Annotated in this window: 12 protein-coding genes; 5 read left to right on the forward strand and 7 right to left on the reverse strand. The window is 71.0% G+C overall.

The window, feature by feature from the left end; genetic code table 11:
• The first annotated feature begins 414 nt into the window (after positions 1 to 414).
• The 5 genes from ACWPOB_RS15335 (at position 415) to purU (ending at position 6,351) form a co-directional block, all read left to right on the forward strand.
• Positions 415 to 1,032 carry an MBL fold metallo-hydrolase gene (locus ACWPOB_RS15335; protein ID WP_455401339.1) on the forward strand — a complete coding sequence of 206 codons (618 nt, stop codon included), beginning with the start codon at positions 415 to 417 and terminating at the stop codon, positions 1,030 to 1,032.
• Complete coding sequence (locus tag ACWPOB_RS15340; protein WP_455401340.1) at positions 1,029 to 3,452, forward strand: FdhF/YdeP family oxidoreductase; 2,424 nt, start codon at positions 1,029 to 1,031, stop codon at positions 3,450 to 3,452. The genes ACWPOB_RS15335 and ACWPOB_RS15340 overlap by 4 nt, the downstream gene beginning before the upstream one ends.
• Positions 3,440 to 4,306, forward strand: coding sequence for a formate dehydrogenase accessory sulfurtransferase FdhD (fdhD, locus tag ACWPOB_RS15345; protein WP_100058182.1), 867 nt, complete (start codon positions 3,440 to 3,442; stop codon positions 4,304 to 4,306). The genes ACWPOB_RS15340 and fdhD overlap by 13 nt, the downstream gene beginning before the upstream one ends.
• Positions 4,307 to 4,559: 253 nt before the next feature.
• A complete protein-coding gene (locus ACWPOB_RS15350; RefSeq protein ID WP_455401341.1) occupies positions 4,560 to 5,420 on the forward strand; it encodes a class I SAM-dependent methyltransferase in 861 nt (286 codons plus the stop codon).
• Positions 5,421 to 5,463: 43 nt separating this feature from the next.
• Positions 5,464 to 6,351 (forward strand): formyltetrahydrofolate deformylase, encoded by an 888-nt coding sequence (gene purU, locus ACWPOB_RS15355; protein WP_006946510.1) that lies wholly within the window; start codon positions 5,464 to 5,466, stop codon positions 6,349 to 6,351.
• Between the two features lie 23 nt (positions 6,352 to 6,374).
• Here the strand turns inward: purU and ACWPOB_RS15360 are convergent, their stop codons facing one another.
• The 7 genes from ACWPOB_RS15360 to ACWPOB_RS15390 form a co-directional block, all read right to left on the reverse strand.
• Positions 6,375 to 7,916, reverse strand: coding sequence for a molybdopterin-dependent oxidoreductase (locus ACWPOB_RS15360; RefSeq protein ID WP_455401342.1), 1,542 nt, complete (start codon positions 7,914 to 7,916; stop codon positions 6,375 to 6,377).
• Positions 7,917 to 7,977: 61 nt separating this feature from the next.
• Positions 7,978 to 9,015, reverse strand: a complete 1,038-nt coding sequence (locus tag ACWPOB_RS15365) for an alpha/beta fold hydrolase (protein ID WP_455401343.1) — start codon at positions 9,013 to 9,015, stop codon at positions 7,978 to 7,980.
• A gap of 70 nt (positions 9,016 to 9,085) precedes the next feature.
• Positions 9,086 to 9,988, reverse strand: a complete 903-nt coding sequence (locus ACWPOB_RS15370; protein ID WP_100059100.1) for an AurF N-oxygenase family protein — start codon at positions 9,986 to 9,988, stop codon at positions 9,086 to 9,088.
• Between the two features lie 82 nt (positions 9,989 to 10,070).
• Positions 10,071 to 10,364: a DUF2516 family protein gene (locus ACWPOB_RS15375; RefSeq protein ID WP_100059101.1), complete on the reverse strand. Its 294-nt coding sequence runs from the start codon at positions 10,362 to 10,364 to the stop codon at positions 10,071 to 10,073.
• Positions 10,365 to 10,440: 76 nt separating this feature from the next.
• Complete coding sequence (locus ACWPOB_RS15380; protein ID WP_455401344.1) at positions 10,441 to 11,271, reverse strand: heparin-binding hemagglutinin; 831 nt, start codon at positions 11,269 to 11,271, stop codon at positions 10,441 to 10,443.
• A 1-nt stretch (position 11,272) separates the two neighbouring features.
• A complete protein-coding gene (locus tag ACWPOB_RS15385) occupies positions 11,273 to 11,821 on the reverse strand; it encodes a helix-turn-helix domain-containing protein (RefSeq protein ID WP_455401345.1) in 549 nt (182 codons plus the stop codon).
• 60 nt (positions 11,822 to 11,881) lie between these two features.
• Positions 11,882 to 13,135 carry a DUF445 domain-containing protein gene (locus ACWPOB_RS15390; RefSeq protein WP_455401346.1) on the reverse strand — a complete coding sequence of 418 codons (1,254 nt, stop codon included), beginning with the start codon at positions 13,133 to 13,135 and terminating at the stop codon, positions 11,882 to 11,884.
• Between the last annotated feature and the right edge of the window lie 55 nt (positions 13,136 to 13,190).

Below are 13,190 nucleotides of genomic sequence, written 5' to 3' on the forward strand. Positions count from 1 at the left end.
TTCGGACCGCGTCCGGCACGGCAGCAGGTGCACCGCGGCACTGCCGGTAGCCGGTTCTGCCGGCCGGTGCTCTGCGGACTTGATCATGATGCCACCTCGGATTGCTTCCGATTCTAGGCGCCGCCCGCACAAATTCACTGGCGGTGGGGAGCGCGAGGGCCTGGGCGCACTGCCCATCGGGAGAGGCCGATCTGATCGTTCGGCCAGTTCGCCGGCAGGTCGGCGGACTTTACGGTGGATCCGGCAACGACCGTTGACGGTCGGGCAGGACCAGCTGTGTTCGATGAAGATGCGAGGGACCACGTGTGCGATCGGAAGGCCTACCGCGGTGCGCGTTCCTGTGGTGCAGGCGCGCGCCCAGGGGTATTCGGGTCGGGACACGTGCAGTGAGCCGACCGACGGTACGAGCCTGACGTGAGTGGGGGTTTTCGGATCGACCGCGTCTGCATTCGACGAGCACGGCCCCCTGGGCAGTTCTTCTCCGATCCCGGAGAAACGAATGTGTGGCTGGTCGGCGACGACCGGGATGTGGTGGTCATCGATGCGGGCGGTCGAGCCACCGACATCGCCGACGCGGTCGGTGATCGCTGTGTCACCGCGGTGATCTGCACCCAGGGTGGCCGGGCCCACGTCTCGGCCGCGGTCGACGTGGGCGTGGGACTGTGCGCTCCGATCCTGCTGCATCCGGCCGACCACGCGTTGTGGCAGGCGGTGCACGGGCAGCGTCGCTACTGGCGACTCGACGACGGGCAGCGCATCGCCGTCGCCGGTGACGAGATCCGGGTGCTGCACACTCCGGTCGCCACGCCCGGGTCGGTGTCGTTGCATCTTCCGCACCTGGGCGTGGTGTTCACCGGCGACGTCCTCCGGCATGGGTGTGAAGCGCCCGGACACACCCCGGCGCCGAGCACGGCGCTCGCGCCACTGTCGGCGTTACCGGCCGACACCCGAGTTCACCCCGGCCACGGCGACAGTTTCCTTCTCGGCGAGGCGTTCTCGTCGACCGATCGATGGGTGCGACACAGCGCATGACGAACACCACGGACCGGCACGTCTTCGACGAGAACGACATCCGGATCACCGACCCCAAGTCCTACGCGGCCGGGGTGCCCGCGGTGCTGGTCTCGCTGCGTCGTGGTCTCGAGCAGATGGGCCCGCTGCGCACCGCCCGCACCCTGCTGCGGCTGAACCAGCGGCACGGCTTCGACTGCCCGGGTTGCGCCTGGCCGGAGACCCCGGGGCATCGCAAGCCGGCGGAGTTCTGCGAGAACGGCGCCAAGGCCGTCGCCGAGGAGGCCACCACCCGGAAAGTCGGCCCGGAGTTCTTCGCCACTCGTTCGATTCCGGAGTTGCTCGCGCAGACGGACTTCTGGCTCGGGCAGCAGGGCCGGCTGACGCATCCGATGATCGTGCGCCCTGGTAGTGCGCACTACGAGCCGATCGGCTGGGTCGAGGCGTATGCGGTGATCGCCGAGCACCTGTGCGCCCTGCCGAGTCCGGACGAGGCGATCTTCTACACCTCCGGCCGCACCTCCAACGAGGCGGCATTCGTCTACCAGCTGATGATCCGGTCCTTCGGCACCAACAACATGCCGGACTGTTCGAACATGTGCCACGAATCCTCCGGCACCGCCCTGACCGAGACCATCGGCATCGGCAAGGGCTCGGTGTCGGTCACCGACCTCGAAGACGCCGACCTGATCCTCATCGCCGGCCAGAATCCCGGCACCAACCATCCCCGCATGCTCTCCGTGCTCGAGAAGGCCAAGGCCAACGGCGCCAAGGTGATCGCGATCAACCCCCTGCCGGAGGCCGGGTTGCTGCGGTTCAAGGACCCGCAGAAGGTGAACGGCGTGCTCGGTGACGGCGCGGCCATCGCCGACGAACTGCTGCAGATCCGCATCGGCGGGGATCAGGCCCTGTTCCAAGGCCTGGCCAAGCTGCTGCTCGAGGAAGAGGACCGTCGGCCGGGCACCGTACTCGACCGCGAGTTCCTCGACAGCCGGTGTGCCGGTTTCGAGCGGTGGGCCGAGCACATCCGGGCCGTCGACCTCGCCACGGTGCTCGACGCGACCGGCCTGACGCGCGAGCAGATCGAACAGACCGCCCGCGCCCTGATCGCCTCGAACGCCACCATCGTGTGCTGGGCGATGGGCCTGACCCAGCAGACCCACGGTGTGGCCACCATCCAGGACGCGGTGGCCTTGTTGCTCATGCGGGGGATGATCGGCAAACCCGGAGCGGGGGTGTGCCCGGTGCGCGGGCACTCCAACGTCCAAGGCGACCGGACGATGGGGATATGGGAGAAGATGCCCGAGTCCTTCCTGCAGGCTCTGGACGACGAGTTCGGCATCCGCAGTCCCCGCAGGCACGGCCTCGACGCGGTCGATTCGATCCGCGCCATGCGAGACGGCGCCGCGCACGTGTTCATGGCGATGGGTGGCAACTTCCTCTCCGCGACCCCGGACACCGACGTCACGGCCGCGGCGCTGCGAAACTGCGCGCTGACGGTGCAGGTGTCGACCAAACTCAACCGCAGCCACCTCGTGCACGGGCGCACCGGGATCATCCTGCCCTCGCTCGGCCGCACCGACAAGGACGTCCGCGCCGGCCGCAGACAACTGGTGTCGGTGGAGGATTCGATGTCGGTGGTGCATCTTTCCCGCGGTGGCCTGAAGCCGGCCGGCGAACAGTTGCGCAGCGAGGTCGCCCTCGTCTGCGAGCTCGCGCAGGCATTGTTTGGGCCGGATCACCCGGTGCCGTGGCGCGCGTTCGCCGACGACTACGACGCCATCCGCGACGCCATCGCCCGCGTCGTGCCCGGGTTCGAGGACTTCAATACCCGGGTCCGCCGACCGGACGGGTTCGTCCTGCCGCACCCACCCCGCGACGAGCGCCGCTTCCACACCGCCACCGGAAAGGCGAACTTCGTCGTCAACGACCTCGACTGGGTACCGGTGCCCGAGGGCCGGCTGATCCTGCAGACCCTGCGCTCCCACGATCAGTACAACACCACCATCTACGGCCTGGACGACCGCTACCGCGGCGTAAAGGGCGGCCGGCGGGTGCTGTTCGTCAACGACCGCGACCTCGAGTCGTTCGGCTTCGCAGCGGGCGACCGGGTGGACCTGATCTCCGAATGGCCCCGCCCGGACGGCACCGTCGAAGCGCGCCGCGCCGACGACTTCCGGCTCGTCCCCTACCCCACCCCGGTCGGCAACGTCGCCGCCTACTACCCCGAAACCAACCCCCTGATCCCGCTCGACCACGTCGCCCGCAAGTCCAACACCCCCGTGTCCAAGGCCGTCACCATCCGCCTCGAACCCCACACCACTCGGCGCGAGGGCGCCGCGGCACCGGGCACGGCGCCCGGCCGGCCATCCCCCAGCTCCACTCCCGGATCACCCGGGCGAGGCGAACTGGTGAACCGGAGCGCCGCATGGGACGAGTAACCACCCGCACCCGCATCACCCGCATCCAGGCGAGCCGACAGTCGACTCGCCCGGACACCGTGGTCGTCGAAGAGCCCCTCGAACTCCGGGTGAACGGCACCCCGCTGGCGGTGACCATGCGCACCCCCGGCTCCGACATCGAACTCGCCCAAGGCTTCCTGCTCACCGAAGGCATCGTCGGCGACCGCAGCGACATCGCCGCGATCCGCTACTGCAACAGCACCGACGACAACGGCCGCAGCACCTACAACGTCCTCGACATCGACCTCGCCCCCGGCGTCGCCCTGCCCGAGGTCGGCATCGAGCGCAACTTCTACACCACCTCCTCCTGCGGGGTGTGCGGCAAGGCATCCCTCGACGCGATCCGCCAACGCACCCGCCACGCCCCTGCCGACGACCCCGTCGTCGTCGACCCCACCGCCCTGTCGGGCATGCCGCACACCCTGCGCGAGGCGCAGAAGGTGTTCGACCGCACCGGCGGCCTGCACGCCGCCGGCCTGTTCACCGCCACCGGTGACCTGCTCGCCCTGCGCGAGGACGTCGGCCGGCACAACGCCGTGGACAAGATCATCGGCTGGGCCACCGAACACCACCGCCTCCCCGCCCGGGGAACGGTCCTGCTCGTCAGCGGCCGCGCCTCCTTCGAACTCGCCCAGAAGACGGTTATGGCCGGCATCCCCGTCCTCGCCGCCGTATCCGCGCCGTCCTCACTCGCCATCGACCTGGCTGACGAATCCGGGCTGACCCTGGTCGGTTTCCTGCGCGAGGACACCATGAACATCTACACCCACCCCCATCGAATCGGGGTGCGTGAGCAATCCGCAGGGTGCCCGTCCCCTCCGGCGAACACGTGAATGCCGCCGCGCCGCGCTCGTCTCACGGGCGCGAGCGGGCTGTTGTGGTGGCGAGCGGGCGGTTCCTGAGCCCTCCCCTCGCGGTTCGCCGCGAAATCGACCCGCTCGACGCGGGATGTACCCGCTCGACGTCCCGGGTGCTCGCCATTCAGCATTCGGAACTGAAACGTTCGGAACTGCAATAGGGTATCGGCTGCACTCCCGCTGGGCATCCGAGGTTCCGTCCTCGGATTCGAGAACCCGAGGACGAGGCATGACCGACGCAGTGGACGAGACGGCACGGCTCGCGAGCACCTTCGACGACGCGAGCGGCGACTTCGACCGGCTCACCCCGACGGTGTGGGGCCCGGCCGGGCAGGCGCTGGTCTTCCAGCTCGGGCCCGGTCCCGGCGCGACGGTGCTGGACGTGTGCTGCGGCGCCGGCGCCTCGGCGCTGCCCGCTGCCGCGGCGGTGGGACCGACCGGCCGGGTCCACGCGATCGACGTCGCCGACGAACTGCTCGAGCTCGGCCGGCTCGTCGCCGCCGAGCGGGCGCTGCAGAACATCGACTTCGTGTGCGCCGACGCCACCACGTGGGAACCGCCGTCCGCGGTCCCGGAGGCCGGGTACGATGCGCTCGCCATCTCCTACGGCGTGTTCCTGCTGCCCCACATGGACACCACGTTCGACCGCCTGGTGGGCCTGGTCCGGCACGGCGGCCGGATCGGGGTCACCGTGTGGCGGGCCGGGGCGATGGAGGAGATCAGCGCGACGCTGTTCGACGTCGTCGGCCGCCGCAACCCGGCGGTGGCGGGCCGGCCGTCGCTGCGCGACCGGACACCGCTGCACGCGATCGATCTGCCGCGCACCCTCGAGGCGTGGCTCGCGGCCGCCGGCACCCACTCGGTGGAGGTACGCACCCTGTCGAATCTGCTGCCCGCCACCGAGGAGCTGTGCTGGGCGCTGGTGACGGGATCGGGCTTGCGCGCGGCCCTGGCCGGGCTCGACGCCGACGCGGTCGCCGCGGTGCGCGCCGAGTTCCTCGCGGCCGTCACCGAGCGCGGCATCCACACGATCGATGCGACGACCCTCGTCGGGACCGCCACGGTCCGGCGGCCCCCCGCGACGGTGTGACCGGTCGGATCGGGCCGGGATCCCACCTGAGAGACTGGACGGCATGACCTCCGCTGCCTCGTCCGACGACCGTCGGTATGTACTGTCACTGGGCTGCCCCGACGCCACCGGCATCGTCGCCCGCATCTCGACCTTCCTCGCGGACGTGGGCGGCTCGATCGTCGAAGCCGGCTACCACGCGGACCCCGACAGCGGCTGGTTCTTCACTCGTCAGGCCGTGCGCGCCTCCTCCATCCCGCTCGGCCTCGACGAACTGCGGGAGCGGTTCGCGACCGTTGCGGCGGAACTGGGTCCGGAGACCGAATGGACGCTGCAGGACACCGGGGAGACCAAGCGGGTGGTGCTCCTCGTCAGCAAGGAAGGCCACTGTCTGCACGACATCCTCGGCCGGGTGGCCGCCGGCGAGCTGAACGCGGAGATCTGCGCGGTCGTGGGGAACCACCCCGACCTCGAGCGGGTGACCCGCCGGCACGGCATCGACTTCCACTACGTGTCCTTCCCCAAGGACCCCGAACAGCGCGGGCCCGCGTTCGAGCAGGTGCGCAAGCTCGTCGACGTGCACGATCCGCACGCCGTCGTGCTGGCGCGGTTCATGCAGATCCTGCCGCCCGAGCTGTGCGAGCACTGGGCGGGCCGGGCGATCAACATCCACCACAGCTTCCTGCCGTCGTTCATCGGCGCACGCCCCTACCATCAGGCCTTCGCGCGCGGCGTGAAGCTGATCGGCGCGACGTGCCACTACGTGACCCCCGAGCTGGACGCCGGCCCGATCATCGAGCAGGACGTGGTGCGGGTCGGTCACGCCGACACGGTCGGCGACATGGTGCGCCTCGGCCGCGACGTCGAGAAGCTGGTGCTGGCCCGCGGTCTGCGCTGGCACCTCGAGGACCGGGTGCTGGTGCACGGCAGCAAGACCGTCGTCTTCAGCTGACGCCCCGTGCCGGGGATCACCCGTCACCCGACCGTGACGGTGCGGCTGTGCCAGCCGGTGGCGCCGTCGGGGATGGGCGGGCGACGCTGCTCGTCCTGCACCCGGCCCTCGCCGTCCGTCGCCCGCACCTCGAGCACGTGCGTACCGGGCGTCGCGTCCCACCGCCACGTCCACTGCCGCCACGTGTCGAGGGAGTACTCCTCGGCGAGCACGGCGTCGTTCCAGCGGCCGCCGTCGACCCGGACCTCGACGCGGTCGATGCCGCGCTGCTGTGCCCACGCGGTACCGGCGACGATCACGGGCCCGGGTTCGAGCCGGCCGAACGCGGCGGGGACGTCGATGCGCGAGGCCGTCCGGACGGGGGCCTTCTCCGCCCAGCCGCGCCGCGTCCAGTAGGCCTCGGCCCGGTCGAAGCGGGTCAGTTCCCAGTCGACGACCCACTTGGTGGCGGAGACGTACCCGTACAGGCCCGGCACCACCTGCCGGGCCGGGTATCCGTGTTCGAACGGCAGCGGCTCTCCGTTCATCGCGACGGCGAGCAGGGCGTCGCGGCCGTCGAGGACGGCGTCGACGGGGGTGCCGCAGGTGAAGCCGTCGACGCTGGTGGACAGGAGCATGTCGGCGTCGGGGCGGACCCCGGCCCGCGCGAGCAGGTCGCTCATCCGGTATCCGATCCAGCGGGCGTTGCCGGCCAGGTCGCCGCCCACCTCGTTGGACACGCAGGTGAGCGTGAGGATCCGTTCGACGGGTTCGAACGCGGCCAGGTCGTCCCAGGTGAGCGTGACCTCCCGCTCGACCAGGCCGTGGATGCGCAGCTGCCAGTCGACGGTGCGCAACCGCGGCACCTGGAGCGCGGTGTCGATGCGATAGAACTCCGCCGGTGAGGTGAGGAAGGGGGTGGCCCCGGGGACCGTCACCTCGGTGCCCGCCGGCACGGGTGCGGCGGTCCGGGCGGGCCCCGGGATCAGGAACCGGGCGCGGTCCTCGACGGCCCGAGTCAGCCGGTCGGTGAGGTATCGGCCGGCGGCGCCGGCGGCCACGGCCACGGCGGCCGCGGAGCCGACCACCGTGAGGAACCGCCGGCGTGGCCACCGCGACGCCGGGGTCGCCGGCACGTCGTCGCGGACGGCGGATCGGGCGAGCAGCCGGATGGAGTACTGCAGCAGCGCCGCACCCGCGAGGGCGCCGACGACCGTGGGCACCGCGGCGACGGCCGTGGCGCCCGGCCGGCTCAGCGCCGCGTACACGCCCACCGCGGCCAGGGCGAGGATCACGAGGCCACCGCGGGGCCGGCCGGGCTGCTCGAGCAGCCCCGCCCCCACGGCGAGTACCGCCAGGATCACCGACATGCCGATGAACAGCGCCGGCTTGTCGGACGTGCCGAAGGTGTCGATCGCGAACTCGCGGGCCCACGCCGGGGCTCGGTCGACCGTGGTGGCGCCGACGGCGTAGAACGGCGACGCGGGCCCGATCAGCCCGGCGAGCAGTTCGCCGACGCCGAGGACCACGCCGAACGCGACGAGGCCGGCGCAGGCGCGGGCCGCGCGGTGGCGCGCCACTGTCATGGGTCTCCTCCCGGCGGACTACACCGGTGGTTCGGCGCCGCGCCCGCCGCGGATGGGACCCTCAGGCGCCGGCCGGCATGCGATCACGTTCGGCCAGGTGCAGCAGTTCGTCGTCGAAGGCGTCGATCGCCTCGACCGAGCTCATGTGCCCGATCCCGTCGAGGACCACGAGCCGCTCGAGGTGCCCGCGGGTCTTCAGGGTCTCGGCGAGCTTGCGGGCGTGCACCGGCGGTGTGAGCCGGTCCGCGGTGCCGACGAGCACGGTCGTCGGGACCGTGAGGTGGTCGAGGCCGTCGCGGATGTCGAAGGCGCTCAGCGCGGTGCCCCAGTTGCCGCGGGCCCGCGGCGTGCAGCCGAGCACGATCTTCTCGCAGAAGGCGACCTCGGCGGTGCTCGAGCCGGGCGCGAGCGCGACGTACTTCAGGGCCCGGGTGGTGACGGGTGAGGCGACGAGCGGAAGGGCGGCGCCGAGGAGCCGGCGCGCGACGGGCTCCTGCACCCGCCCCAGCCGGGACGGCAGCAGCGCGGCCTCGGCGAGCAGGCTGTCGGTGCCGGTGCTCGCGAGCAACGCACCGGAGGCCTTCTCCCGCACCTGATCGGGGTGGCGGCCGGCCCACGCGATGATGCTCATGCCGCCCATGCTGTGACCGGCGAGGACTGCCTTGCGGCCGGCCGGCACCGTCGCCTCGAGGACCGCGGCGAGGTCGTCGGCCAGGACGTCGGGGCCGAAGGTCCGGGTACCGAGGTCGCTGCGGCCGTGTCCGCGCTGGTCGTAGGTGATCACCCGGTAGCGGCCGGCGAGGGCGTTGATCTGCGGGATCCAGTAGTCGGCGTTGCAGGTCCATCCGTGGCTGAGCACGATCGGGTCGGCGTCCGGGTCGCCGTAGGCGCGGACGTTGAGGTGGGCACCGTCGTCGGTGGTGATGTCGATGACGTCGGGTTCCACCGTCGGCGGCGCGAGCAACGCGTGCGGTGGCCGGTCGGCGGCGCGCAGCACGGCGCGGCGACGGCGGGCGCGGTAGGCCACGAGGCCGGCAACGGCAGCGGCGCCGGCCACCCCGGCGATCGCCAGGGTGGTCCTGCGGGACGGCTTCTTCACCTGTGGTGTTCTCCTAGTTGCTGGAACGACGGCCGTCGCGACGTGCGGCGGCCGGGGGACGGTCGCGCGGTCACAGGACGTGGGCGCGGCGGAGCAGCACGGTGGACGGTCCCCCGATCAGGCCGACGTCGTCGAGGAACTCGATCGTCCGTCGTGCGCCCTCGCGGAGCCGGTCGTGGTAGTGGGTGTTGGCGCGGACCGCGGCGGTGGCCTCGGCGACGTCGAGTCCCGCGGCGGCGTAGACGTCGTCGTGGACCAGGCTGGTGACGACGAAGTACGCGGAGATGCCCAGCTGCAGCCGGACGCGTGCGCGGTCGGGGCGGGAGAGGTGGCGCGTGCGGCGGATGATCTCCTCGCGCGCGTACCGGATGTGGCGGGACTCCTCGATCACGTGGATGCGGCTGACGGTGCGGGTGACGGGCTGGACCCGCTCGTCGCGCATGAAGTCGCGCTGCATCATGTCGAGGATCTCCTCGGCGAACAGGGTGCCACCGAAGGCGAGCCCCCCGCTCGCGGTGGCCTTGAACAGCCGGCCGCTCTCCCGGATCCAGCGCTTCGGCCGGTAGGACGGGATCCCGAAGTGCTGTGCCGCGCGCGCGAACATCGTCGAGTGCCGGCACTCGTCGGCGATCTCGGTGAGCCCGAACTGGACGTAGGCGGTGGCGGGGTCGCGGCGGTAGAGGTCGCGCACGAGCATCTGCATCAGGATCAACTCGAACCAGATGCCGGTGCCGGCGATGCTGGCGGCCTCGTGCTGGGTCAGTACGATCCGCTGCCGCTCGGTCATCGACTCCCACAGGGCGGTGCCGTAGAGGCTGCTCCATTCGGGGGTCATGCCGTACTTGTCGGCGGGGACGGGGGCGTCCCAGTCGATCTCGAGGGCCGGGTCGTAGGAGGAGCGCGCCGCGGACGCCAGCAGGCGTTCGGCGGTGTCCTGACGGTCGGCGGTGCGGACGGTCCGGGTGAGCGCCATCGTCGATCACCTCGTCTCGGTTGTTACCCGTTACCCGAAGTGTCACCAACCTGGCGGCGCTTGTCAAGGCTCCCGGGGACAGCTACCAGCGCCGCTTCTGCACCTCGTCCACCCGCGGCCGCACGTCGACGAGGTACACGCACACGGCGATGACCGCGATGATCCCGAGCATCATGAAGGTGCCCCAGAAGACGAAGATCACCAGCAGAGAGGCGGCGAGGATGCCGAGCCACACCGGCTTGGTGAGCTTGTCGACCGCGGGGAACGCCTCGGCCGGCTGCCGCACGGCATGCAGCAGCGCGAAGCCCGCCCCGGCGAGCGCGACGATCTGCAGAGCGAAGATGATCAGGGCGGCGAGAGAATCGACGTTGGGCACGTCCCCATGGTACGAGCAACGGCCCCCACGCGGAGGTCGCGTGGGGGCCGTCGGCGGTTCTACCGACCGGTCGCGATCAGGCGCCGGTGGTCTTGCGCGGCGCGGCCTTCTTGGCGGGCGCCTTGGCCGGAGTCTTGGCCGGAGCCTTGGCCGCGGCCGGGGCGGGCGCCTTGGCCGGGGTCTTCGGCGCGGCAGCCTTCTCCGCGGCCTCCTCGACCTTGGCAGCGGCCTCGTCGAGCTCGAGCGCGGCGGTCTCGACCCGGTCGGCGGCCTCCTGGGCGGCCTCCTGGGCCTGGCCACCGAGATCGAGCACCCGCATACCGGCCTCCTCGCCGGCACCGGAGATGGCCTCGCCGACCTCGCCGGCGGTCTCCTCGATCCGGCCGGCGGCGCGGCCGGCGAGCTTGGCGGCCTGCTCGCCCACGGCGCGGGTCTGCCGCGCCACGGTGCCGAGGGCCTCCTCGGTGAGCTCGACGGCGTCACCGAACGCGGCCTCCGCGCGGCCGATGCTCTCCTCCACGACCGGCTGCTTGCGCAGCCGCTCGATGGTCTCCTCGCCGCGCTCGGCGAGCGCGGTGTAGATGTCGGAGGCCACCTTCAGGTATGCCTCGGCCACCTTGCGCAGCTCCTCGGCAGTGAACTTCTCGCGCAGCTCGGCGAGATCCTCGGGCAGCTCGGCCGGCAGGCCCGCGAGACGCTCGCGCAGGGACTCGACGTTCTCGGTCAGGTCCTCCTGGAAGTCGGCCAGACGGCCCCGGGCGCTGTCGACCCGGTCGGTGACGTCGGTCCCGGTGGTCTCGGCGCGACGGCGGGTCCGGGCCACCACGTCGGCCACGGCCTGGACCACGGCGTCGCCGGCGCCGACGGCGGCATACAGCGGGGTGGCGAAGTTCTTCGGATCGGTCATGTCAGTTCTCCTGTTGATCGGGGTCGGTCGCGCCCTTCGGGGCGGCGGCCTCGGGTGCGGACGTCTCGGGTGCGGATGCCTCGGGTGCAGATGCCCCGGGGGCGGAGGCCGACCCGGACGGGCGGGAACCGTTCTCACGGCAGAACGATTCGTAGATGTCGAGCAGGACCTGCTTCTGCCGTTCATTGAGGACGGCGTCGGCGAGCAGCGCGTCGCGCACCGCGCTCTGCGGGCGTTGCTCCAGGATCCCGGCCCGGACGTACAGGACCTCCGCGGACATCCGGAGACCCTTGGCAATCTGACCGAGCACCTCGGCCGAGGGCTTGCGCAGCCCTCGCTCGATCTGGCTCAGGTAGGGATTGCTGACGCCGGCGAGCTGGGACAGCTGACGCAGGGACACCTGCGCCGCCTCGCGTTGCGAGCGGATGAAACTGCCGATGTCCTGGGCAGCAGTGCTGACCACCCGCGTAGCGATCTCGGTGGCGCCGGACGCATCGTCCTTGTCACCGTCCCCCCCGTCGGCGGGTTCACCCAATTCCTTCGTGGACACAACCTCAGCGTACGCGCTGGTGCTAGCTGCAGCAAGCACTCTGCTAGCAGGTGTGGCACGTCACGCGAACAGCAGGTTCGAGAGGGTGTAGATGGCCAGGCCGGCGAGCGATCCGACCACCGTGCCGTTGATGCGGATGAACTGCAGATCGCGTCCCACCTGCAGCTCGATCTTGCGGCTCGCCTCCTCGGCGTCCCAGCGCTCGACCGTCTCCCGGATCACCGCGGTGATCTCGTCGGCATAGTTGGCGGCGATGTACCGGGCCCCGTCCAGCAGCCAGCGGTCGAACTTGGCGCGCAGCTCGTGGTCCTCCATCAGCCGCACGCCGAAGTGGATGACGTTCTCGGTGACCTTCGTCCGCAGCGTGCTGTGCGGATCGTCGACCGACTCGAGGATCATCCGCTTGGCCGCCCGCCATGTCGCGGAAGCCAGCTGCGTGACCTCCTCGCGGCCCATGATCTCCGCCTTGACCTTCTCCGCCTTGGCGATGGTGACCGGGTCGTGCTGCAGGTCCCGCGCATAGTCGGCGAGGAACCGGTTCGCGGCCACGCGCACCTCGTGGTCGGGGTTGGAGCGCACCTTCCAGGTGAACTCGACGAGTTCGCGATGGATCCGCTCCCCGAGCAGCAGGTCCACGAACTTCGGCGACCACGACGGCGAGTCGCGGCTGATGATGCGGTCGATCGTCTCCTGGCTGCCGAGGGCCCACTGATGAGCCCGCTCGGCCAGCATGTCGATGAGCGGCATCTGCCGGTTCTCCGCGAGGAGCTCGGACAGCACCCGGCCGATGGGCGGACCCCACTCCGGCTCGGCGATGCGCTTGACGATGGTGTTGTCGATGATCTGCTGGATGTCCTCCTCGCGCAGGACCGTCACGAGACCCCGCAGCACCGTCGACGTTTCCTGTGCGATCCGCTCGGCGTGGTCGGGCTCGGCCATCCAGGTGCCCAGGCGCAGCGGGATCCGGGCGTTCTCGACCTTCTCCGACACCACCTCGGGAGCGAGGAAGTTGGCGCCGACGAACGAACTCAGGCTCGCCCCGAGCTGATCCTTCTTCCGCTTGATGATGGCCGTGTGCGGAATGGGGATCCCGAGCGGATGCCGGAACAGCGCGGTGACGGCGAACCAGTCCGCGAGCGCGCCGACCATCCCGGCCTCGGCAGCCGCACGCACGTACCCCACCCATTCGCCGGCCCCGCGCGACTCCTGCCAGCGGCAGAACAGGTAGACCGCGGTCGCCGCGAGCAGAAAGCCGGTGGCGACCGCCTTCATCCGGCGCAGATCCTTGCGCTTGGCGTCATCGTCGATGCTCATCAGCTGCACCTCCACCATTGTGCCGAACCCGCGACCCACAGGGGCGGGACGCGGG

Source organism: Rhodococcus sp. 2H158 (assembly GCF_053764755.1).